Genomic DNA, 22863 nt, shown 5'->3' with positions numbered 1-22863 from the left:
GCTAATATATCAGTTTTCCAACAGCTTTACTGCGCCAGCAACAAAAATTGTTACATAAAAGCAAATTCTAAAAACCGTCAATTTGACAAGCGTATTAGCAGAAAGTTTAATTTCTCATTATTTTATTGGGTAATACTTATATGCGTCGTTATAACCGGTATTACGTAGCTGATTCAATATTCCGCTGGCTTTATGATCAGAGTCAAATGGCCCTAAGCGTAATCTATACAATCCTTCTTCTAAAGGTGCCACGTAAGGCACTTGATACAAACTAGCCAATGCAGTGCCAATTTTTTTAATACGCTGATTATTCGTCAAAGCGGCTATTTGTATAAAGACACTATCTTGCGTTGTTATGGTGGTAGCCGTGGTTGTTTTGATTGATGGAGCTACGGTCTGCGTATTTGGCGAGTTCGCTAATGGAATATCAGCTGGTGCCATGGCTGGTATTTTAGGCACTTGTGCAACTTGGACAGTTGCATTTGCTGGTGCGTCCATTTTCAAAGGCGTAGGTGCAACAGGCAGTCCATTTCCTACAGTTTGCATACCAGCCTCGTCAATATGGATGACGTCAATTTTAACTTGTGTGGTACCTGTGCTTAGCATGCCGAGCTTCATCGCGGCGGCATAAGATAAATCGATAATACGATTATCGTGAAAAGGCCCTCGATCGTTCACCCTTACGATAGTCTCTCGACCATTTTTTAAGTTTGTTACTCGCACATAAGAAGGTAATGGTAGGGTTTTGTGAGCTGCAGACATAGCATACATGTCGTAGGTTTCACCGTTTGAGGTTAGATGGCCGTGAAATTTTTGCCCGTACCAAGATGCACCACCTGTGGCTGAGTAACCTTTACCCGTTTTCAAGGGAGTATAGTGCTTACCCAATACAGTATAACTGCGCAGGTTCGCTAAAGCATAAGGTTCGAATTCTGGCTCGGCATCATCAAACGTTATGCCTTCTTTAATCGCGCTAGGAGCAGAGTCTTTACTTTGTTTATATCGGCTACTGTTATTAGGTGTTTGCGAACACGCGGTAATAATGAAAACAGATAAAATCAAAAGAATTAATTTACACATCGTTGATATCCATTTGAGCTGTTTTATCATCAATAACTGATATTCCTTGAGCCAACTGACGGCTAAATTGGAACGCTACCATCGCGTATAATTTGCTGTGATTGTATCGAGTGATGACGTAAAAATTTTTCAAGCCAAGCCAATAATCAACTCCTTTAGGTTGGGCAAAATCGAATAGTTTGCTTTCGCTTACACCAGGAATTTTTATCCATTGGCTTTGTGCGTTTTCGATAGCATACGTCTGCGCAGTTTGCACATTTAGTTGAATGCCAGCGTCTGTCAATTGTTGAAACGTATCTCGATATTTGAGCGAATTTTTAAGCCAAGGTTTAGCTTGTTCACGTGTGGCATCAACTGGAAATGCTACTGGTTCACCCGCTTTCCAGCCATTTCGTTTAAAGTAATTAGCAATACTGCCAATGGCATCGACTGGATTATTGAGTAAGTCGCGTACGCCATCATCATCAAAATCTACCGCATAATGGCGGTAACTAGATGGAATAAATTGTCCCCAACCTAACGCACCAGCGTAGGAACTCTTTAATTGAGAAGGCTCAAATTTTTCATCTCGAGCGAGCAACAAAAGTTGGGCAAATTCTTTTCTGAAGAATGATTTCCGGGGTGGGTAATGAAAGCCGAGGGTATATAAGGCATTAAACGCAGAATAATTACCAGTATAGGTACCGTAAAAAGACTCAATGCCGAGAATAGCCACAATCATTTCAGCAGGTACGCCGTATTTTTTTTCTGCCCTAGCTAGGGTATCACGGTGTGCCTGGTAAAATTTAAGACCTTTTTCTAAACGTTTATCGGTTAAAAAAATAGGATAATACTGGTGCCAAGGCTTTGCTTCCCATGGACGTTTTATGGCATCTATCACATTCTGCTCTTTTACCGCAGAAATCATTTGTTGCTTTAGCTTTTTGGCGTCAAATTGATGGTCATTAACCATCATTTTTATAAAGGCTTCTTCAGCCGTATTTACGGACTCTGCCGCACCCAATGGAGAGATTGCGCTAATGCAAAGAGCGAATATAACTTTGCTCCTGTTGCGCATTATTTGGCGCAATGATTTTGCGAGTTGTGCCTTAATTTGAAAAGACAATTGTATCAAAATGACCCCACCGTAAAAATAGTAAGTAACGTATAAAGATTCCGCCGAAAAGAATAGCAAGTTAAGACTAATATGTTAACGGGACAGTAATCGTTTTTGTGTGGCAATAGCCATTAATATGCCAAAACCTGCTAATAGCGTTACCATTGAGGTGCCGCCATAACTGACAAGAGGTAACGGCACGCCTACCACTGGCAATATGCCAGATACCATACCCATATTAACAAAAACGTATACGAAAAAAGTCAGGGTTATACTGCCCGCCAAAATCTTACTAAATGCATCTTGGGCGCGATTGGCGATGATCATGCCGCGAATAACGATAAATGTGTAAATAGCCAGTAATCCTACTACCCCCCAAAAACCAAACTCTTCACTGAATACGGCAAAAATGAAATCTGTATGACGTTCAGGTAGAAATTCTAACTGTGATTGAGTTCCTTGCAGCCAACCTTTACCGTCAGCACCACCTGAACCGATGGCTATTTGTGATTGAATAATATGATAGCCAGACCCCAAGGGATCACTTTCAGGATTGAGAAACGTCAGTACCCGTTGCTTTTGATAATCTTTCATCAAAAAGTTCCACATTATTGGACTAAAAACTGATACGCTAAGGGCTATTGCACCAATAAATTTCCAACTCATACCGGCCAGAAAAAGAGCAAATATACCTGAGCTCGCAATCAATAAAGACGTACCTAAATCGGGTTGCTGAGCGATTAATAAGGTAGGGATGCCTACGAGAATAAAGCCCACTAAAATATGTCGTAATTTAGGTGGTAAGTTAAATCGGCTGATATACCACGCTACCATCATAGGTACGGCTAATTTCATGATTTCAGACGGCTGAAAGCGCAGTATGCCTAAATCAAGCCAGCGCTGCGCGCCTTTACCTACATGACCAAAGACGATAACCGCGACCAACATAGCAACGCCGAGAAGGTACAAGTAAATAGAGAGTTTTTGATAGGCTAAAGGAGGAATTTGGGCTACGACTAACATAACTGCAAGCGCTAGTCCTAGGCGAATAAGTTGACGGTCAATTAATTGCCAATCTTGCCCGCCAGCAGAGTAAATAGTTATTAATCCCACCGCCATTAATACTAATAACCCTAATAGCAAGGGGCCATCACAATGTATCCGGTTCAGAATAGAGCGCTTATTGGGATCAAGCTTTGTACGTAACATCATATTCATAATGACAGCCAGATATTAGTGGTTGTGGGAAGGGGCGTTTTTTGCAACATCTTTGGATATTTCTCGCTCTTTTACGTCAGGACGTGGGCCAAAATCCCGATCAGCAAAGTATTCGTCCATCATTTGCTTAGCTATTGGCGCAGCTTGTGAACTCCCTCCACCGGCATTCTCTAGTACTACTGCGATGCTAATCTCTGGTTTTTCATAGGGAGCAAACGCCACATACATTGCATTATCTCGTAAGTTTGCGGCAAGACTATCAGCATCATATTTGGCATCTTGGGCGATAGCGACCAATTGCGCAGTACCTGATTTACCGGCAGATACGTAAGGCGTGTCTACAAACGCTTTACGCGCCGTACCATTTTTACGATTGACTACACCATACATAGCGTCGAGTACTAAGTCCCAGTTTTTTATGTCTTTCACATCTAGAGGACGTCTTTCTTTACTGCCATCTAGCACTATTTCGTCGCCGACATATCTGCCGCGTATAATTTGTGGAATAAATCGCCGACCATGATTGACTAGGGTCGTAATGGACTGAGCCAGTTGAATCGGCGTTGCAGTCCAGTAACTCTGGCCAATTCCTACTGGGATCGTATCGCCTATATACCAGGGTTGGTTAAAGCGAGCTCGTTTCCATCCTCGGCTAGGCATATTTGCATCTGACTCTTCGTGTAAATCGATTCCGGTATAGTCGCCAAAACCAAATTCAAACATATGGTCACTTATTTTATCTATGCCTAATCGATAGGCTAAGTCATAGAAATAAATATCACAGGACTGCTCAATTGCTGAAGTTACATCGACCCACCCATGACCCCATGTTTTCCAGTCACGCCAGACATGCTCTACGTTTTTTAAGCGGTATTTACCGTTATCAAATATTCGCGTTTCGGGCGTCACAACATGTTCTTCTAAACCGACTAAGGCTAAATGTGGTTTGACTGTAGACGCGGGAGGATATTGACCTTGAGTGGCTCTGTTAATGAGGGGGCGCGCTTTTGAGTTTAATAACGCGTTGTAGTTTTTACTACTGATCCCGTGAACAAATAAATTAGGATCGTAACTAGGGCTACTGTACATCGCGAGGACACCGCCATTTTGAGAGTCGAGCATGACAATAGTGCCTTTATCGCCATCCATAATTTTTTGGGCTTGTTGCTGTAATTTCAAATCGATATTAAGTACGATATCTTGCCCAGGTACAGGCGGATTGAAATTTAAGGTACGAATAATTCGCCCTTGGTTATTGACTTCAACTTCTTGATACCCGACTTGCCCATGTAAAATATCCTCGTGATATTTTTCTACGCCTAATTTACCAATGTCGTGAGTTGCGGCGTAATTTGCTTCAAGACCCGCTTCACTAAGTTTTTGTAAGTCTTTTTTATTAATTTTTGAAACATAACCCAACACATGCGTAAGAGTTTTACCGTAAGGGTAATAACGCGTAAGGCGAGCCTCTACGCTTACGCCAGGAAATTTGTGCTGGTTGGCAGAAAAAAGAGCCACTTCTTCTGGTGTTAATCGCTTGCGCAGTGAAACGGGTTTAAAACGCCTGTTCCGTTTGATTTCACGATAAAAATCAGTGACTTCATCTTCATCGATATCTAATAGTATACTTAACAGGCCTAGGGTTTTTTCGAGGTTTTTGACTTTTTCAGGGATGACTTCAAGATTAAATACCGGACGATTTTCTGCTAATAAAATACCATTTCGGTCATATATTAATCCTCGGTTTGGCGCGACCGGAAGAATTTTAATTCGATTGTCATTCGAGCGAGTCTGATAGTCTGCGAATCGGGTGATTTGTAAATAATAAAGATTGCTTAAAACCATGGCAATCATCATGAATATTGCGAGCATGGCAATCACAGTGCGCCTGGCAAACAGATTTGCTTCAGCAGTATGATCTTTTATCGTCACGCGTGGGCGGGCCATTGCTATTCTCTGTGGTAGGGGTGGTTGGTATTCACTGACCAAGCTCGGTAGAGGCTTTCAGCCACGATAATCCGTACTAGAGGGTGAGGTAAAGTTAATGGTGACAATGACCATTTTTGTTCTGACGCAGCAATGCATTCAGGCGCTAATCCTTCAGGTCCACCGATCAGTAAGCTTACATCCCGGCCATCCATTTGCCATTTTTCCATATTGCTGGCAAGCATGGGGGTATCCCAAGGTTTGCCTGTCACCTCAAGGGTTACTATGCGGTTACCCTTGGGGATAGCCGCCATGGTTAGTTCACCTTCTTTGTGTAAAATGCGTTTTATATCCGCATTTTTGCCACGTTTGCCAGCAGGTATTTCTGTTAGACTAAGGGGCATATCAGCAGGAAAGCGTTTAACGTATTGTTGGTAACCTTGTTCGACCCAACCTGGCATTTTACTGCCCACGGCTATTAGTTGAATTCGCATGGCGTTATCTACTTTGCAATCTAGAAGCTATCGGTTTGAGGTCTTATTAGCCCCAAAGTTTCTCTAATTGGTAAAAATCTCTAGCTTCGTCTTGCATTACATGTAGCACTACGTCACCTAAATCAACTAATACCCAATCACCGACTTCACGACCTTCAATACTCAAAGGTGGATTGCCTGCTTGCTTAGCTTCAACTACAACGTTTTCGGCAATTGATACCACATGACGTTTTGAGTTACCTGAACATATCAGCATGGTTTCAGTGACAGTTGATTTCTCTGATACGTCTAAATCTATGATATCGCGAGCTTTTAGGTCTTCAATTTTTTCTACTACAAAGGCTTTTAACTGTTCGTGATCCAAAGGGATTCCTTTTATTAACTTTATCTTAAATGAATTAATGTCGAGTTTATCAGAAAGTGGTACGTGGCTGATATAACTTATGTGTTTGTATGTAAGATCGCACCTTTGGGGGCAACATGTTTTCGGTCGACAAGCCCCGTTGAATACGTTGGCGAATGTCGCTCGAGGAAATTGCCATTTCAGGGGTATCGGCTAAATAAATTTTACCGCATAGCGCATTGTGCAACGCGTTATTGGTCTCCACCTGTCGCGCATTTAATAATTGTTGTAAGTCGCTCGATATAGACGTTTGTGTATCTGGTCGGCAACTGACAACAAAATGGCAGTAATCGAATAACGCCTGCCACTCGTGCCATTTCGTCAGTGAATGAAGCGAATCCATACCAATAAAAAAACATAACGGATGCTTGGGATATTCAGCGCGCAGAGCGCGCAACGTATGTATGGTAAACGAAGGTGCTGAGTTATGAATTTCACGTTCATCGATATAAAGTTGAGGGTATTCTTCTATGGCGAGTTTGAGCATCGCTAAGCGATGTTCAGTTGCACTGGGAACATGATTTTTATGTACCGGAATATGGCATGGCAACATTGCTACGGATTGCACACATGCTTGCTGAGCGGCATCTATCACAGGCTTTATGTGACCATAGTGGATGGGATCAAATGTACCACCAAATATGCCTAATGCGGGGCGTAAATTATTCAATTTAAAGCAAAATCTTTTAAAGGCATGGGAATAAATAACAAGCATAAATGACATAGTTCTACGTATGGACGCAAAACTTGCGACTGCTTCAACGCATTATCCATGACGTTTAGTTTTTGCTGTAGTTGCTGCATATGTAAAGGGGTCAGGCGCTGTAAGGCTGATAAATACAAACCTTGTCGATTTTTCCATATTCGGTGTTGATTCCAATTAATTGGTTGACCGAGTTGCTTACTCGCTTGGAGTGCTCTTAGCACTTGCCATTCGCGGGTTAATGCCCACATGACGATATTGGGTTCAATTCCTTCGCTTTCTAAGCGATATAGCATTTTGACAGACTTTTGACTGTCACCAGCAAGCAATACGTCTATCAACTGGAATACGTTATATCGGGATTGATCAACAACAGCTTGTTCCACCTGTTCCAATGTGGGATTTCCATTGGGATAAAGTAAACACAGTTTTTCAATTTCCTGACTGGCTGCCAATAAGTTACCTTCGCAGTATTCACCTAGTAATTGGGTGACGTCAGATGACGCATGTAAGCCTTGGGTGCGCATTTGTTCCATTAACCATTGTTGTAAGGCATTGCCTTCTAATGGGTAACAGGGAACATATACGCCTTGTTTATCAAGACTCTTAAACCATTTACTATTTTGTACGTCTTTGCCTATTTTTGCGCCATAAATAACCAATAAAATGTCTGGATTACTTTTCGCGCTAAGTTCTGACAGTATTTTACTTCCTTGTGTGCCTGGTTTACCCGTAGGCAATTCTAGCTCTATGTATTGTCGAGATGAAAATAAAGATAAGGTTTGCGTCGCCTCAAGCAGTTTCTGCCAATCAAATTGTGCGTCAGCAACTAACGTTTGACGTTCGTCAAAGCCGTTTTGCAAGGCTATTTCCCGCACTTGATTAATGGCGGTCAATTTTTGCTGGGGCTCGTCGCCAAATATGAGATAAAAAGGCTGGAGACCCTTATTCAAAGAGGCCGCGAAGCGATTAGGATAAACTTGCATTAAGAACGACGGGGCGGCGTGTTTGCTAACGAACGTTGAGAAATCGATATTTGATGAATAATCCGATTGGCTGCTTGTTTGCGCATTTCAGATAATACGAGCTCTAGCTCTCGAGATTTTGCTAAAACCGCATCAGGATCATCTTGATATTCGCGTTTAATATCAAACTCTACAAGTTGCGCATCGCTTTGCGGAAACTGTAACTCGTAGCGAACGGTATAAATTAATTCGTATTCAGCAACTTGCCCTGTGGCAAATAAGGATAGTAAACGTCTGTCGAGTGTATCACTGAGCAAAAATACATTAAGCGCATTGGGTTGTTCTTGTACACTTTGCTCAATGATCTCAATACTATACGGTTTAAGTTCTTTACGAAGTGCGCGTTCTAGTGCTGAGTGAGCCTCTGAAGACGCTAACCTCAAATGTGTAATGCTCTCTGGTAGTTCGTAATTGCCACGCAATGAAAAACCGCATCCACTGAGGATGAAACTACATAATAAACAGGTGATTAGGTTTCGCATTGCGTATTTTTACTCGTTAGTTAGCGACGATATTTAGCAGTTTACCCGCAATATAAATAACTTTACGTATTGTTTTATCTTCGACAAATTGTTGGACATTTTCTTGTGCTAAACCAAGGGCTTGTACTTGCTCTTGGGTTGCATCAGCAGGCACTGTGATCTTAGACCGTACCTTACCATTAACCTGAACGACAATAAGTTTTTCATCTTCGACGAGCGCTGTTTCATCAACGATTGGCCAAGGCGCGGTTTCAATATCATTGTTATGCCCTAAATCATGCCACAACACGTGGCACATATGCGGTGCAATTGGGTTTAGCAATAATACCATCGACTCAATCCCTTCACGTAATACAGCTCGGTCTTGGGGGGCACTTTGTGGTGCCTTTTGTAAACTGTTTAACAGTTCCATGATCGCGGCTACAGCGGTGTTAAAGGTTTGACGACGGCCTACGTCATCAGTCACTTTTGCGATAGTTCGGTGAATCGCTCGGCGTAGGTTTTTCTGTTCGCTGTTTAGCGCTTTTTTATCAACGGCGGGTATGTCACCAAGATCGATAATATCTTGTGATAATTTCCACAAACGCTTAATAAAACGGTTCGCACCTTCAACGCCTGAGTCAACCCACTCTAGTGTTTGCTCTGGAGGCGCAGCAAACATAGTAAACACGCGGATCGTATCAGCGCCGTATAGATCGATAACATGCTGGGGATCTATGCCGTTGTTTTTAGACTTCGACATTTTAGTCATACCGCCGTGTTCCACTGGCTTGTTATCAGCTTTTAAACAGGCACTTGTTATGCGGCCTTTTTCATCTTTTACAGTGTCAACATCGGCAGGTGAAAACCATTCTTTTTTACCGTTTTCATCTTCTCTAAAGAATGAATCCGCGAGAACCATACCCTGGCACAACAAACGCTTATATGGCTCATCGGAGCTAACAAGGCCCTCATCACGGAGTAATTTGTGGAAAAAGCGTGAATATAACAAATGCAAGATTGCGTGCTCGATACCGCCTACATATTGATCCACTGGTAACCAATAATTGGCTTGTTTAGGGTCAAGCATAGCGTCTTGATTTTGTGCACTACAGTAGCGAGCATAATACCAAGATGATTCCATAAATGTATCAAAGGTATCCGTTTCACGAAGAGCGGGCTGGCCGTTATATTCAGTTTTTGCCCATTCTGGATCGGCTTTAATCGGTGAAATAACGCCGTTCATTTTTACGTCTTCAGGCAGCACTACGGGTAATTGGTCACTGGGTACCGGAACAGACTCGCCATTCTCTAAGTTAAGCATGGGGATAGGAGAACCCCAATAACGTTGACGGGATACACCCCAGTCACGTAAACGGTAGTTAATTTTTTTGTTTCCAGAACCTTGAGATTCTAACTTAGCGGCAATGGCATCAAATGCCTCTTGAAAGGCCAAACCGTCAAAGTCGCCAGAATTAACCAACAGCCCTTTCTCAATGTAGGCAGCGACAGCCAAATCACAGTCTTGGTTGTCTTCAGGCGCTGGTTTTACTACCTGCTTGATAGGCAAGCTGTATTTTTGTGCAAATTCCCAGTCGCGTTGATCGTGCCCAGGTACAGACATGACTGCCCCTGAGCCATAACTCATCAGTACGAAATTAGCGACCCACACAGGCACTTTGTCACCTGTTAATGGATGAATGGCAAATAAGCCTGTGTCACAGCCTTTTTTCTCCATGGTGGCAAGTTCAGCTTCTGCGACCTTGGTGTTCTTGCATGATTCAATAAACTCAGCTAAATCAGGGCGGCTTTGCGCTGCATGCAATGCCAAGGGATGCTGCGCTGCTACTGCTACATATGTCACACCGTAAAGAGTATCAGGGCGGGTGGTGTACACATCGAAACTGTTGATGTCAGCGGCTTCTTCACTTAATTTAAAGCTAATATCGACCCCTTCAGAGCGGCCAATCCAATTTTTCTGCATGGCGCGCACTTGTTCTGGCCATTCATCTAATTGTTCTAAATCTGACAGTAATTCTTCTGCATAATCTGTGATTTTAATAAACCACTGAGGAATTTCTTTTTGTTCAACTAGAGCGCCTGAGCGCCAACCGCGACCATCAATAACTTGTTCATTTGCCAAAACAGTTTGGTCAACTGGATCCCAGTTAACGGTCGAGTTTTTCTTGTAAACCAAACCTTTTTCGTACAAACGCGTAAAGAACCACTGTTCCCAACGGTAGTAATCTTTTTTACAGGTGGCAACTTCACGATCCCAGTCATAACCGAAGCCTAATAATTTAAGCTGGTTTTTCATATAATCGATGTTCTGATAAGTCCATTTCGCTGGGGCCGTATTATTATTCAGTGCGGCATTTTCAGCCGGAAGGCCAAAGGCATCCCAACCCATAGGTTGCAATACGTTTTTGCCATTCATACGTTGAAAGCGGCTGACTACATCGCCAATGGTATAATTACGCACATGACCCATGTGCAAGCGCCCACTTGGATAAGGGAACATAGACAAGCAGTAGAATTTCTCTTTATCTTCTTGCTCTGTTGCTTTAAAAGTTTGATTGGTTTCCCAAAGCGCTTGTACCTCTTGTTCGATTTTCTGAGGTTCGTAAATTTTTTCGGCCATTAAAAAGAGTTTCCGCGAAGATAATGTATTAAATAAGATAGCCTGCAAGAATACCCTAGCGAGTTGCTGGGTCACAATAGCAGAACGTTGTTTTCCTAGCATTTATCGTAAAAAATACTGTCAATGGCGATAAATTTATCCACAAAATGTGAATACAATGCTGATAACACCCAAACCGGCCGCACACGTTAGAGGAAAACCTGGCTGTGGATAATATAAATTTATGAATGGATAAAAAGTGGGGCATGCTATTAAGTAATATTTGTTATTATAGCGATATTACGCTGCGCAGACCGCCAATTTTACTTGTTCGAAAAAGGAAATCTCACCTCTACCATGCATCTTAAATACGCTTTGAGTTTAAAAGATATAACCGCTAAGCCCAGTCGCCGCTTGATCAATCAAGCTTTAAAAGATGAACAAGCTATGCAAGCAACCTTTATCGGTCAGGCGCGAGCTCGGGAAGCGCTAGACTTTGGTTTGGGGCTTAATACCAAGGGGTATAATTTATATGTAATGGGCGAACAAGCAACTGGTCGCTTTACCTTGGTTCATGAATATATCGCCAAGTACGTTCGCAGAGCGTTAACCCCAGATGACTGGTGCTACATCAATAATTTTGAAGATGAGCGCGAGCCGTTTGCACTGCGCTTGCCGCCAGGCGAAAGTAAACGCCTTGTGAAAGAGATGGGGACATTGGTCGATGAATTACTCGATACCTTTCCTGCGGCATTTGATAATCCAGGGTACCAGCGAAAAAAAGTAGCCATCACTCGGGAATTTGATCAGCGTTATGAGCATGCTATCGACACGGTTGAACAACTCGCTCTAGCGCAAAAAGTCGCCTTGTATGAAGAGAATGGCAATATAAGTTTTTCTCCCATAGTGAATGAAAAACCGATTACGGATGCAGATTTTGCAAAATTAAGTGAAGATGAACGTCAGCAGTATTATACCTTGATCGATGAATTAGAGAATCGATTAGCTGAAGCGTTAATTGAGCTACCAAAATGGAAACGAGCATCGTCAGAAAAACTTCGCCAACTCAAGAAAGATACTGCTGAGCAAGGTATCAGACCTCTGCTTAAAGAGCTTGAGCATCAATATGTTGGTGATTTAGGCATATTGAAATTTTTGCGTCAATTAAAGCCTCATTTGGTCGAAACCATAGTAGAGATATTGGCTGATGAGAAGAAAGACGAAAAACACGATGAGTATGACAGGCGTTCGATTCTAGAAGAACAATATCTACCTAATATACTCGTCAGCCATGAATTAAATAGCGGGGCTCCGGTCATTTATGAGCCTAACCCAACGCACCAAAATTTATTTGGTCGGGTTGAATATACCAACGTCTCGGGATCCGTTTTTACCAATTACCGCATGATTAGGCCCGGGGCATTGCATCGTGCAAACGGCGGGTACTTGTTGCTAGATGTAGATAAGTTGATTTTACAGCCCTACGCATGGGAAACGTTAAAATTAGTGCTTAAATCAGGTTACCTAAAAATGGACCTGCCTCAGCCCGATGTAGGTATGGTTAACTCAATTACACTGAATCCACAGCAAATTCCTATTAGCGTTAAAGTGGTGCTGCTTGGTTCGCGAGAACTGTATTATAACTTGCAAGATTATGACGATGAATTTTATGAGCTGTTTCGTGTATTAGTTGATTTTGATCATGAAATTCAATTAGACAAGCAAACTCTATATGACTTTGTGGGTCGTGTTAGGCATCAAGTAGCCGCATTGGGATTAAACAGTATTTCCCCTAAAGCGATGTATCGCTTAGTGGAGTACAGTTTGCGCATGGCGGAACATCAACAACGGTTATCTGCTCGTTTCTCTGATGTGATTGAACTGCTTAATGAGAGCTTCTATTTTTGTCGTAAGGATCAAGTTTTAGATTTAGACGTAACCCAAATCGAAGCGGCATTAAGCGCAAAAACTCGCCGCACTGGACGGGTAAGCGAAGCCGTATTAGATGATATTAAGCAGGGGCAAATATTAATTGCCACTGAAGGTGTCGACGTAGGTAAAGTGAATGGCCTTACCGTACTTGAAGTGGGTGATTGTTTGTTTGGTACGCCTGCACGGATCACATCCACCGTTTATGCTGGCGCTAACGGTGTGGTAGATATCGAGCGCGAGGTTGAGTTGGGACAACCCATTCACTCAAAAGGGGTTATGCTATTAACGGGTTACTTAGGGCATAAGTACGCGCAGTTATTTCCACTAACATTATCGGCAAATATTGCCATTGAACAATCCTACGGACACATTGACGGCGACAGTGCGTCATTAGCTGAATTAGTGGCGCTCATCTCTGCGTTAACCAATATTCCAACCCGGCAAGATTTAGCCATCACAGGCTCAATTAACCAGTATGGTCAGGTTCAGTCCGTGGGTGGCGTGAACGAGAAAATTGAGGGCTTCTTTAAGCTATGTCAGCATCGTGGTTTAACCGGTAATCAGGGGGCTATTATCCCAAAATCTAATCAAATCAATTTGATGTTAGATAAAGAGGTTATTGCTGCGGTCAATTTAGGCAAGTTTCATATTTGTGTAGTGGAAACGGTCGATCAAGCCCTGGAATTATTGATGAATAAAGAAGTCGGCTTGATGAATGCCAAAGGTCGATATCCCAAAGGAACAATTAATTACATGGCGGTCAGTAGTTTACTCAACATCGCGAATGTGGTGAACGGCAACGACGACGAATAGAGCCCAACACAATTTTTGTGGTCAAATAAGATTTCACAATTCTGTGTTTTTGATAGACTGCCGCGCACATTATTTATGACGAGATAACCGATATGCAAATAGCAAAAGATACCGTAGTACAGTTCAAATATATTATTACCGATTTAGATGGCGTAGAGCTTGAAAATAACCGCGATGATGAAGCTGTTGCCTATCTTCATGGTCACAGTAACATGATGCCAGGCGTGTCCGCAGCCCTTGAAGGGAAGGCGGTAGGCGATCGTTTTTCTGTGGAACTTGAACCTGCTCAAACATACGGCGAAATTCAGCCAGACGCAGAACAACGCATTCCTATGAAACATTTGCAAGATGCGCAAGGTACTAAAAAATGGAAGGCAGGTATGACGGCAGTGGTCAATACTGATAATGGCCAGCGAGAAGTCACCGTAGTAAAAGTAGGAAAATTCATGGTTACCGTGAATTTGAACCATCCAATGGCGGGTAAGACGTTGAATTTTGATTTAGAGGTCGTTGATGTACGTCAAGCGACGTCAGAAGAAATTGAACATGGTCATGCTCATGGAGCCGGTGGTCACCACCATTAATACAATTATTAACGCAGCTGTGAAAATAAGTACTAAATGCGCAGAGTAAAAGCCCCGTATTAAATCAACTCGATTCGTTGTTTTAATACGGGAAGTTAATCACAGTAAAATTATTTTCTTGGTAGTTCGATTTTTTTCTCGTCACTTTGACGAAATAGCACCAAGGTATGGCCTATAGATTGTAATTTTTCTGCTTTTGTTTCACGGATAATCGCATCCATGATCAAACTTTTCTCTTCTCTGTCGTCAGTGGGTACTTTAACTTTAATGAGTTCATGATGGCTAAGTGCGCCCTCAATTTCAGCCAATACGCCTTCGGTCAATCCATTAGCCCCAAGTTGTATAACAGGTTTAAGTGAATGGGCGAGGCCTTTAAGGTGTTGTTTTTGCTTGTTTGATAGAGTCATTGAGTAATATTTCTTACAATTATATTGAATGTGAACAGTTGAAAACAAGTATTCTAGCGCCATCTTGCAAGTATTCCTAATGACAAACGAAGCCAATGGGTAAAAATAAGCAATCTGAAAGCAGTAAACGCTGGCTCAAAGAGCATTTTGACGATAAATATGTCATGGAGGCGAAAAAAAAAGGTCTACGTTCTAGGGCTGTTTTTAAGCTCGAAGAAATTCAAGCCAAAGATGGTCTTATAAAAAAGGGCATGACGGTAGTTGACTTAGGCGCCGCACCAGGTGGATGGTCGCAGTATGCGGCAAAACAAGTCGGCGATGATGGGCAGGTGATCGCTTGTGATATTTTGGCGATGGACCCATTACCAGGCGTTGATTTTTTAATGGGAGATTTTCGTGAAGAATCAGTTCTTGACGCATTACTGAACAAAATTGACGGAAAGAACGTAGACGTAGTGATGTCAGATATGGCTCCTAACATGATCGGAAATGACACGGCAGACCAAGCTAAATCAATTTACTTAGTCGAACTATCGTTAGATATGTGCCGACAAGTGTTGAAGAAAAATGGCAGTTACGTCGTAAAGGTCTTTATGGGGGAAGGTTTCGAGCAATTCTTTAGTGATGTGAAAAGCGCATTTAAAGTAGTTAAAACTCGTAAGCCTGATTCATCACGAGCACGTTCCAGAGAGGTATATCTGGTAGCGACGGGCTTTAAATTATAGTAGTCTCAGGCGTGAGATACGCAACAGAATTGAAATAACAGAGGTCAACAACTTGAGCGACATGGCAAAAAATTTAATCTTATGGTTGGTCATAGCTGTCGTTTTGATGTCAGTCTTCCAGAGTTTTTCTCCGGGAGAGTCATCAAAGGTACAAACGGATTACACAACATTTCTTAAGGAAGCTAATCAAGGGCAAATCCGTGAGGTGCGCATTGATAGTGAATCAAGAGAAATTAAAGGGACTAAACGATCAGGCGAAAGCTTCTCCACTTATATTCCATACTTTGACGATCAACTCATTTCAGATTTGGTTAAACAAGATGTGAAAATTCTCGGAGAGCCACCTGAAGAACCTTCATTACTAACATCGATCTTTATTTCATGGTTCCCCATGTTGCTGCTTATTGGTGTGTGGATATTCTTCATGCGTCAAATGCAGGGTGGCGGCGGTGGTCGAGGCGCCATGTCATTTGGTAAAAGCAAAGCTAAGCTGATGGGTGAAGACCAAATCAAAACAACGTTTGCAGATGTTGCTGGTTGTGATGAAGCAAAAGAAGACGTTTCTGAATTAGTCGACTTTTTACGTGACCCTAGTAAATTCCAGAAGCTCGGCGGACGTATTCCTACTGGTGTGCTGTTAGTTGGCCCTCCTGGTACGGGTAAAACGTTGCTAGCCAAGGCGATTGCCGGTGAAGCGAAAGTCCCATTCTTCTCAATTTCAGGCTCTGATTTTGTTGAAATGTTTGTGGGTGTTGGTGCGTCTCGCGTGCGTGATATGTTCGAGCAAGCTAAAAAGGCTGCACCTTGTATCATCTTTATTGATGAAATTGATGCCGTTGGTCGCCAACGTGGTGCCGGTATGGGTGGTGGTCACGATGAGCGCGAGCAAACATTAAACCAGATGCTAGTTGAAATGGATGGTTTCGGCGGCAACGAAGGCGTTATCGTTATTGCAGCGACTAACCGTCCTGATGTACTTGACCCTGCACTTTTACGCCCGGGTCGTTTCGACCGTCAGGTTCACGTTGGTTTACCTGATATTCGTGGACGCGAGCAAATATTAAAAGTGCATATGCGTAAAGTCCCTCTTGGAGACAATGTAGAACCGTCATATATTGCCCGTGGTACACCCGGTTTCTCAGGTGCAGATTTGGCTAACTTGGTAAACGAAGCTGCGCTATTTGCTGCTCGTGGTGGCAAGCGTACTGTATCGATGGAAGAGTTTGATAAAGCTAAAGACAAGATCATGATGGGCTCCGAGCGCAAAAACATGGTTATGTCTGAAGAAGAGAAAACCAATACTGCTTATCATGAAGCTGGCCACGCTATTGTGGGTCGCTTAGTGCCTGAGCATGATCCTGTTTACAAAGTATCGATTATTCCTCGTGGACGAGCCTTAGGTGTGACCATGTATCTACCGGAGCAAGATAGATACAGCCACAGTAAACAGCATCTAGAAAGTATGATATCTAGTCTGTTTGGTGGTCGAATCGCTGAAGCGTTAACGTTAGGCGAAGAGCGCGTTACCACAGGTGCGTCGAATGATATCGAGCGTGCTACTGATATCGCCCGCAAAATGGTCACTCAGTGGGGCCTATCAACCAAGATGGGACCCATGCTCTACGCCGAAGAAGAAGGCGAAGTGTTCCTTGGGCGCAGTATGGCAAAGTCGAAGCATATGTCGGACGATACTGCCCGCGCAATTGATGCTGAAGTGAAATCATTAATTGATAGAAACTATGCTCGCGCTGAGAAAATATTGACCGATAATATTGATATTTTACATGCAATGAAAGATTGTTTGATGAAGTATGAAACGATTGATGCAAAACAAATCGATGATTTAATGGCACGCACGGATGTTCGTCCTCCTGCTGATTGGATTGAAGACGCAAAGAACGATAGCACACCTCCTACTGGTGGCTCAGCTGTTAAAGAAGAGCCAAGCGAAAAGGACGAGACTAAGAAGTCTGATCCGGCGGTTGGCAAACCTGGTGATGCGACTAACTAACCAATTGGTGTTTTAATGAATAAAGACGCTTTGTTGAGAAATCAACAAAGCGTTTTTTTTACTACGCTTAAAGTCAATCAGCAAAGACAATTAAACGATGAAATTTAACAATAAAACACTGGAACTCAATAGTCCCAAAGTCATGGGGATTCTCAATGTTACGCCTGATTCTTTTTCTGATGGCGGCACTTTTGCACACATCGATAAGGCGATTAGCCATGCCAGCGATATGATTGAGGCAGGTGCTGAATTTATCGATATTGGTGGTGAGTCGACTCGACCAGGCGCCATAGATGTTTCTGAACAAGTAGAATTGGACCGAGTAATCCCTGTTATAGAAGCTTTGAATGCTAGGTTTGAGACTGTCATATCTATCGACACCAGTAAAGCAACTGTTATGCAAGCGGCCGTGCTAGCTGGTGCAGGCCTAATTAACGATGTTAGGGCACTTCAAGAGCCTAACGCCTTAAATACGGCGGCACAGCTAGACGTACCTGTTTGCTTAATGCACATGCGCGGACAACCCCGAAGTATGCAAGACGCGCCTCATTATGCAAACGTGCGTCTTGATGTAGAAGATTTTTTACTCGCCCGGGCGCGTGAATGTGTTCAGGCTGGGGTCAGGCACAACAATATACTGTTCGATCCGGGTTTTGGCTTTGGTAAAAATTTGGCGCATAATTATCAGTTGCTCGCCCAATTGGATAAACTGCATCGTCTAGGCTATCCATTATTGGTAGGAATGTCGCGAAAATCCATGATCGGTCAGCTTCTCAATAGACCGGTGGAAGAACGCTTAGCGGGTAGTGTGGCACTTGCCACTATTGCGGCTTTGAAAGGCGCGCACATTATTCGCGTGCATGATGTAAGAGAAACCGTCGATGCGGTAAAAATCGTGTCGATGATACAAAAGGAAAAATAATAATGAGTGACAGAAAATATTTCGGTACTGATGGTATTCGCGGCAAAGTCGGAGAAAACCTAATCAATCCCGAATTTGTAATGAAATTAGGCTGGGCCGCGGGTAAAGTGTTAGCTAGCAGCGGCACTAATAAAGTTCTTATCGGTAAAGACACCCGAATATCTGGTTATATGCTTGAATCTGCTCTCGAGGCGGGTTTATCCGCAGCCGGCATAAACATTGGTCTACTCGGACCTATGCCCACTCCAGCCATTGCTTATCTTACAAAGACATTTCGTTCAGAAGCCGGCATTGTTATTAGTGCGTCACATAATCCTTATTACGACAATGGCATTAAGTTTTTTTCAGCTGATGGCACTAAATTAGATGATGACATCGAATTGGCCATCGAAGCGCAAATGGATTTACCAATGGAATGTGTTGCTTCTGACAAACTAGGTAAAGCGGTACGTATTTCCGACGCAGCGGGGCGCTACATAGAGTTCTGCAAAGGAAACTTTCCTTCAAACTTGTCTCTTAAAGGGTTAAAAATCGTCGTCGATTGCGCCCACGGTGCTACCTACCACATAGCGCCCAATGTATTGAGTGAATTAGGTGCTGATGTGATTGAAATCGGCACCCAACCCGATGGCCTTAACATTAACCGAAAGGTCGGTGCTACGTCGATGAAAGCGATCGTAGATAGTGTTATAAAAAATAAAGCTGATCTTGGGTTTGCGCTTGACGGTGACGGTGACCGCCTTATGTTGGTTGACCACAACGGTAATGTCATCGATGGTGATCAGATTGTTTATATTATTGCACGCGATGCCCTTAAATCAGGTAAGTTGAAAGGTGGCGTAGTGGGCACGGTTATGAGTAACCTAGGCTTAGAAGTGGCGCTTGGCACATTAGGGGTGCCGTTCGAGCGTAGTAACGTTGGCGATCGTTATGTACTTGAGTTGCTGCGTCAAAAGGGTTGGTCGATTGGTGGGGAAGGTTCTGGACATGTATTAAATCTAGACGCCGCCTCTACGGGTGATGGAATTGTCGCTGGCTTACAAGTGTTAGCTGCTATGTTGAATGCTAGCATGACATTAAGTGAACTGAGCCGCGGAATGACTAAGTTTCCACAGACGCTCATTAACGTCCGCTTCAACGTAGGTGATACTCCTTTACAGAGCGACGAAGTGCAAAATAGCGTACTGGAAGCTGAAAAAGCATTGGGTCAGCGAGGACGTGTTTTACTGCGTAAAAGTGGTACTGAACCGTTGATCCGCGTTATGGTTGAAGCGAATGATGCCACTGACTCAAAGAAGTGGGCTGAGCACATTGCAGACGCTGTGCGTAAAGCAACTGGACAATAAGTCAGCAATATTAAACCAGACTGACTATTTACTGAATAAAAGTCGTTAAAATTCAATTCTGCCACTTGTATATTAGTGGTAGGTTGGTTAATATCTCGCGCGCTTTTCACTGGCACTACAGGAGTTAGATTGCAAATGAATAACCGTCGGCCATTAGTGGCAGGTAATTGGAAAATGAACGGAAATCTGGCATTAATTAAGCAGATTGAGGAAACATTTTCAAAAACGGATATTTCTCACGTAGATGTTGTTGTCTGTCCTCCATTTCCTTATTTAGGTGGATTTAGTGATAATGATTTTGCCTTAGGTGGGCAGAATATTAGTCACTTTGAATCAGGCGCACATACCGGTGAAACGGCCGTCAGTATGTTGAAAGAAATGAATTGCCAATATGTTATTTTGGGACATTCAGAACGACGTGCTGATAATTATGAATCAAATGAACTTGTTGCTAATAAAGTAGGGCTAGCTTTAAAACACAAACTGACTCCGTTGTTTTGTGTTGGCGAACCAGAAGATATTCGTGATAATGGTCAGTTTTTTGATTTTATCGCTGAGCAATTAAATGCGGTGATAAAAGAAGTTGGTATCGCTGCGTTTAACGACATTGTTATTGCCTATGAGCCGATTTGGGCAATAGGCACTGGTAAAACAGCGAGCCCAGAGCAAGCACAAGAAGTGCATGCATTTATACGTCAACATTTGGCAAAGCAAGACAGTAATATCGCCAACCAATGTGTAATTTTATATGGCGGTAGTGTAAAAGGCAGCAATGCTGTTGAACTGTTCTCCCAACCTGATGTTGATGGCGGTTTGATTGGCGGTGCCAGTTTAAACCCAGAAGATTTTTTAAGCATTTGCCTAGCGGCAAAGCGATAGAGGCGACACATGTTTTACGAAGTATTGATTGTAGTTTATTTAATTGTAGCGATTATGTTGATCGGCTTTGTTCTTGTTCAACAAGGCAAAGGCGCAGATATGGGCGCATCATTTGGTAGTGGTGGTTCAAACACCGTTTTTGGTTCATCGGGTTCGGGCAACTTCCTTACGCGTACTACTGCGATATTAGCTACATTATTCTTCGTGATTAGTTTAATCTTAGGCAATCAAACTGCTGATAAAGAAAAAGCAGTTGATGATTGGCAGAATATTGAAGTGCCAGTTTTAGATGAGCCTGTTGAGTCTATGACTACGCCGGCGGAATCTGATGTACCCGTTACCACATCAGATGCACCTGCAAGCGATATACCTCAAAGTTAAAAAAAGTACCACGCGGATGTGGTGGAATTGGTAGACACGCAGCCTTGAGGGGGCTGTGGCTTAGGCCGTGGGAGTTCGAGTCTCCCCATCCGCACCATTTAAAAGAATAGGGCCGTAACGTAAGTTACGGCCCTTTTTTATTATTGTGGCTTTTTGCCGCTATTCGGCTAATCGTTATTTAAATCTGGTTAATTATGAGTCAAGTTAGTTTACGACAAGTCACAAAAATTTTAGGAAGTGGTGCTAATCAATATCATTTTCCGAGTATAACGGTGGAATTTGCCACTGGAGAGTTTGTGGCTATAGTCGGTCCTTCAGGTGTTGGGAAATCAACCTTGCTGCGCCTTATTGCTGGGCTTGAAACCCTCGATAGCGGAGAAATACACTTCGACAATGTCAAAGTAGACAGTCTCGCTAGCCATGAAAGAAATGTCGGCATGGTCTTTCAAAACTACGCGTTGTTTCCGCATCTAACCGTGGCGGAGAATTTGGGTTACTCTTTAAGTGTCAAAAATGTGGACAAAACGCTTATATCTGGTGATGTTAAAGATGTTGCCAAACGTTTGGCTATTGGTAATTTACTTGACCGATATCCAAGACAGTTATCTGGAGGTCAGAGACAAAGAGTGGCTATAGGCAGAGCGATGTTGTCAAAACCCCAGCTCTTTTTGTTTGACGAGCCTTTTTCTAATCTTGACCCCGAACTTAGAAAACAGATGCGTCAGGAGTTAAAAGATTTACACCTTAGTTTGGCCGCTACCACCTTATTCGTAACCCATGATCAGCATGAAGCCATGGCACTTGCCCAACGTATTCTATTGCTGAGTGAAACCGGTATCGAACAATTCGACACACCGCAAAATATCTATCAGTATCCCAGTAATCTGTATGTAGCACGCTTTTTTGGCGATCCTAAAATCAACGAATTCAAAGCCTGGGCCGACAGTGAAGGGGTGCATATTGATTGTGGTACTACTTATACTCTTAAATGTGATTTACCGAGTGAACTATACAATTCAGTTGTGACTGTTGGGGTGCGTCCAAGAGCCTTTAGTCTGAGTGTTGATGCAAAAAATCATGGCCTAAATATGCAGCTTGCTCAAATCGAATACTTAGGGGATACACAATATCTCTACTTATCACCGCTAGAAGGAAGTCATAAAAATATAGCCGTGGTTGCAGATGACGAACGGATGTCGGTAAATCAAATGGTTTACGTCACTTTTAGATTGCAGGACATTCTGTTATTTGACGAAAATAGTCAGCGGATCCCGTTAGAGAATTATACGCTAAGCGATATCGAGTAACTAACCGCATTTATCTCGCTAATTAAAAGGCGACTTTCTCTACCTTGATATTCTGGTGCCAGAACAGCAGACGTATTATTCAAAGCAATTAATATTAGCATTTGAAATCTAAAGACTATTCATTGCTAACTATACTTGCAATCAAGCACAAAATCCGTACAATACGGCGTCCTTTTATCTAGCAATAAATCGTTAGGTAGCTAAAAAGGGATATAAGTTAACGTTAACGCTCTAACGAGTTTGAGGCATTTATGGTTACTATTCGTTTACAGCGTGGTGGCGCTAAAAAGCGTCCATTTTATCAAGTAGTGGTTGCTGACAGCCGTCGTTCACGCGATGGTCGTTTTATTGAAAACATTGGTTTCTTTAATCCAACAGCACAAGGTCAAGAAGAGCGTTTACGTCTTGACCTTGACCGTGTAGAGCATTGGGTAGGAAATGGCGCAGGCTTATCCGACCGTGTTGCTCGCTTGGTTAAAGATGCACAAAAAGCAGCTGCTTAATTGCAATTGTTAAGAAAGATTGAGGTA

The 22863-nt window shown here is 42.8% G+C and carries 21 protein-coding genes and 1 tRNA gene; 11 read left to right on the top strand and 11 right to left on the bottom strand.

Annotation, left to right across the window (positions count from 1 at the left end; translation table 11 throughout):
* Positions 1-117: 117 nt before the first annotated feature.
* The 10 genes from GQS54_RS06560 to leuS all read right to left on the bottom strand — a co-directional run bounded on the left by GQS54_RS06560 (position 118) and on the right by leuS (position 11047).
* The gene (locus tag GQS54_RS06560; protein ID WP_166423213.1) at positions 118-1080 is read right to left on the bottom strand and encodes a septal ring lytic transglycosylase RlpA family protein; all 963 of its coding nucleotides are present in this window, start codon (positions 1078-1080) and stop codon (positions 118-120) included.
* Entirely contained in the window at positions 1073-2137 is a 1065-nt protein-coding gene (gene mltB / locus GQS54_RS06555; RefSeq protein WP_166423327.1) for a lytic murein transglycosylase B, read from the bottom strand. Before mltB ends, GQS54_RS06560 begins: the two co-directional genes overlap by 8 nt.
* A gap of 132 nt (positions 2138-2269) precedes the next feature.
* Positions 2270-3394 (bottom strand): rod shape-determining protein RodA, encoded by a 1125-nt coding sequence (rodA, locus tag GQS54_RS06550; protein ID WP_166423212.1) that lies wholly within the window; start codon positions 3392-3394, stop codon positions 2270-2272.
* A gap of 15 nt (positions 3395-3409) precedes the next feature.
* On the bottom strand, positions 3410-5341 hold the full coding sequence (mrdA, locus tag GQS54_RS06545) for a penicillin-binding protein 2 (RefSeq protein ID WP_166423211.1): 1932 nt from the start codon (positions 5339-5341) through the stop codon (positions 3410-3412).
* Between the two features lie 2 nt (positions 5342-5343).
* On the bottom strand, positions 5344-5814 hold the full coding sequence (gene rlmH / locus GQS54_RS06540; RefSeq protein ID WP_166423210.1) for a 23S rRNA (pseudouridine(1915)-N(3))-methyltransferase RlmH: 471 nt from the start codon (positions 5812-5814) through the stop codon (positions 5344-5346).
* A 46-nt stretch (positions 5815-5860) separates the two neighbouring features.
* Positions 5861-6178 carry a ribosome silencing factor gene (rsfS, locus tag GQS54_RS06535; RefSeq protein WP_166423209.1) on the bottom strand — a complete coding sequence of 106 codons (318 nt, stop codon included), beginning with the start codon at positions 6176-6178 and terminating at the stop codon, positions 5861-5863.
* Between the two features lie 49 nt (positions 6179-6227).
* The gene (gene nadD / locus GQS54_RS06530; RefSeq protein ID WP_205967651.1) at positions 6228-6887 is read right to left on the bottom strand and encodes a nicotinate-nucleotide adenylyltransferase; all 660 of its coding nucleotides are present in this window, start codon (positions 6885-6887) and stop codon (positions 6228-6230) included.
* Positions 6884-7906, bottom strand: coding sequence for a DNA polymerase III subunit delta (gene holA / locus GQS54_RS06525; protein WP_166423208.1), 1023 nt, complete (start codon positions 7904-7906; stop codon positions 6884-6886). The genes nadD and holA overlap by 4 nt, the downstream gene beginning before the upstream one ends.
* Positions 7906-8427: an LPS assembly lipoprotein LptE gene (lptE, locus tag GQS54_RS06520; protein ID WP_166423207.1), complete on the bottom strand. Its 522-nt coding sequence runs from the start codon at positions 8425-8427 to the stop codon at positions 7906-7908. The genes holA and lptE overlap by 1 nt, the downstream gene beginning before the upstream one ends.
* 16 nt (positions 8428-8443) lie before the next feature.
* Positions 8444-11047 (bottom strand): leucine--tRNA ligase, encoded by a 2604-nt coding sequence (gene leuS, locus GQS54_RS06515; protein WP_166423206.1) that lies wholly within the window; start codon positions 11045-11047, stop codon positions 8444-8446.
* Positions 11048-11383: 336 nt separating this feature from the next.
* Between leuS and GQS54_RS06510 the strand changes: the two genes are divergently transcribed.
* Both GQS54_RS06510 and GQS54_RS06505 read left to right on the top strand, forming a co-directional pair.
* Complete coding sequence (locus tag GQS54_RS06510) at positions 11384-13771, top strand: ATP-binding protein (RefSeq protein ID WP_166423205.1); 2388 nt, start codon at positions 11384-11386, stop codon at positions 13769-13771.
* A gap of 92 nt (positions 13772-13863) precedes the next feature.
* Positions 13864-14355, top strand: coding sequence for a peptidylprolyl isomerase (locus GQS54_RS06505; protein ID WP_166423204.1), 492 nt, complete (start codon positions 13864-13866; stop codon positions 14353-14355).
* A gap of 110 nt (positions 14356-14465) precedes the next feature.
* Here the strand turns inward: GQS54_RS06505 and yhbY are convergent, their stop codons facing one another.
* Positions 14466-14762 carry a ribosome assembly RNA-binding protein YhbY gene (yhbY, locus tag GQS54_RS06500; RefSeq protein ID WP_166423203.1) on the bottom strand — a complete coding sequence of 99 codons (297 nt, stop codon included), beginning with the start codon at positions 14760-14762 and terminating at the stop codon, positions 14466-14468.
* A 95-nt stretch (positions 14763-14857) separates the two neighbouring features.
* On the opposite strand from yhbY, the gene rlmE reads away from it, so the two are divergent.
* The 9 genes from rlmE (at position 14858) to rpsP (ending at position 22836) form a co-directional block, all read left to right on the top strand.
* Positions 14858-15487 carry a 23S rRNA (uridine(2552)-2'-O)-methyltransferase RlmE gene (gene rlmE, locus GQS54_RS06495; RefSeq protein WP_166423202.1) on the top strand — a complete coding sequence of 210 codons (630 nt, stop codon included), beginning with the start codon at positions 14858-14860 and terminating at the stop codon, positions 15485-15487.
* A 52-nt stretch (positions 15488-15539) separates the two neighbouring features.
* Positions 15540-17498, top strand: a complete 1959-nt coding sequence (gene ftsH / locus GQS54_RS06490) for an ATP-dependent zinc metalloprotease FtsH (protein WP_166423201.1) — start codon at positions 15540-15542, stop codon at positions 17496-17498.
* 97 nt (positions 17499-17595) lie between these two features.
* Positions 17596-18420, top strand: coding sequence for a dihydropteroate synthase (gene folP / locus GQS54_RS06485; RefSeq protein ID WP_166423200.1), 825 nt, complete (start codon positions 17596-17598; stop codon positions 18418-18420).
* A 2-nt stretch (positions 18421-18422) separates the two neighbouring features.
* Positions 18423-19766, top strand: coding sequence for a phosphoglucosamine mutase (gene glmM / locus GQS54_RS06480; protein ID WP_166423199.1), 1344 nt, complete (start codon positions 18423-18425; stop codon positions 19764-19766).
* A 129-nt stretch (positions 19767-19895) separates the two neighbouring features.
* Entirely contained in the window at positions 19896-20645 is a 750-nt protein-coding gene (tpiA, locus tag GQS54_RS06475) for a triose-phosphate isomerase (protein ID WP_166423198.1), read from the top strand.
* A gap of 9 nt (positions 20646-20654) precedes the next feature.
* Positions 20655-21026 (top strand): preprotein translocase subunit SecG, encoded by a 372-nt coding sequence (secG, locus tag GQS54_RS06470; protein ID WP_166423197.1) that lies wholly within the window; start codon positions 20655-20657, stop codon positions 21024-21026.
* A gap of 12 nt (positions 21027-21038) precedes the next feature.
* A tRNA-Leu gene (locus tag GQS54_RS06465) sits at positions 21039-21123 on the top strand.
* 97 nt (positions 21124-21220) lie between these two features.
* The gene (locus tag GQS54_RS06460) at positions 21221-22333 is read left to right on the top strand and encodes an ABC transporter ATP-binding protein (RefSeq protein ID WP_166423196.1); all 1113 of its coding nucleotides are present in this window, start codon (positions 21221-21223) and stop codon (positions 22331-22333) included.
* A gap of 251 nt (positions 22334-22584) precedes the next feature.
* Positions 22585-22836 carry a 30S ribosomal protein S16 gene (rpsP, locus tag GQS54_RS06455; protein WP_006994621.1) on the top strand — a complete coding sequence of 84 codons (252 nt, stop codon included), beginning with the start codon at positions 22585-22587 and terminating at the stop codon, positions 22834-22836.
* Positions 22837-22863: the final 27 nt, after the last annotated feature.

It is taken from the genome of Paraglaciecola sp. 20A4 (genome assembly GCF_011378905.1).
Lineage (GTDB): Bacteria > Pseudomonadota > Gammaproteobacteria > Enterobacterales > Alteromonadaceae > Paraglaciecola.
Note: the sequence above shows the minus strand (reverse complement) of the source record. Positions and strands in the feature narration are given on the sequence as shown.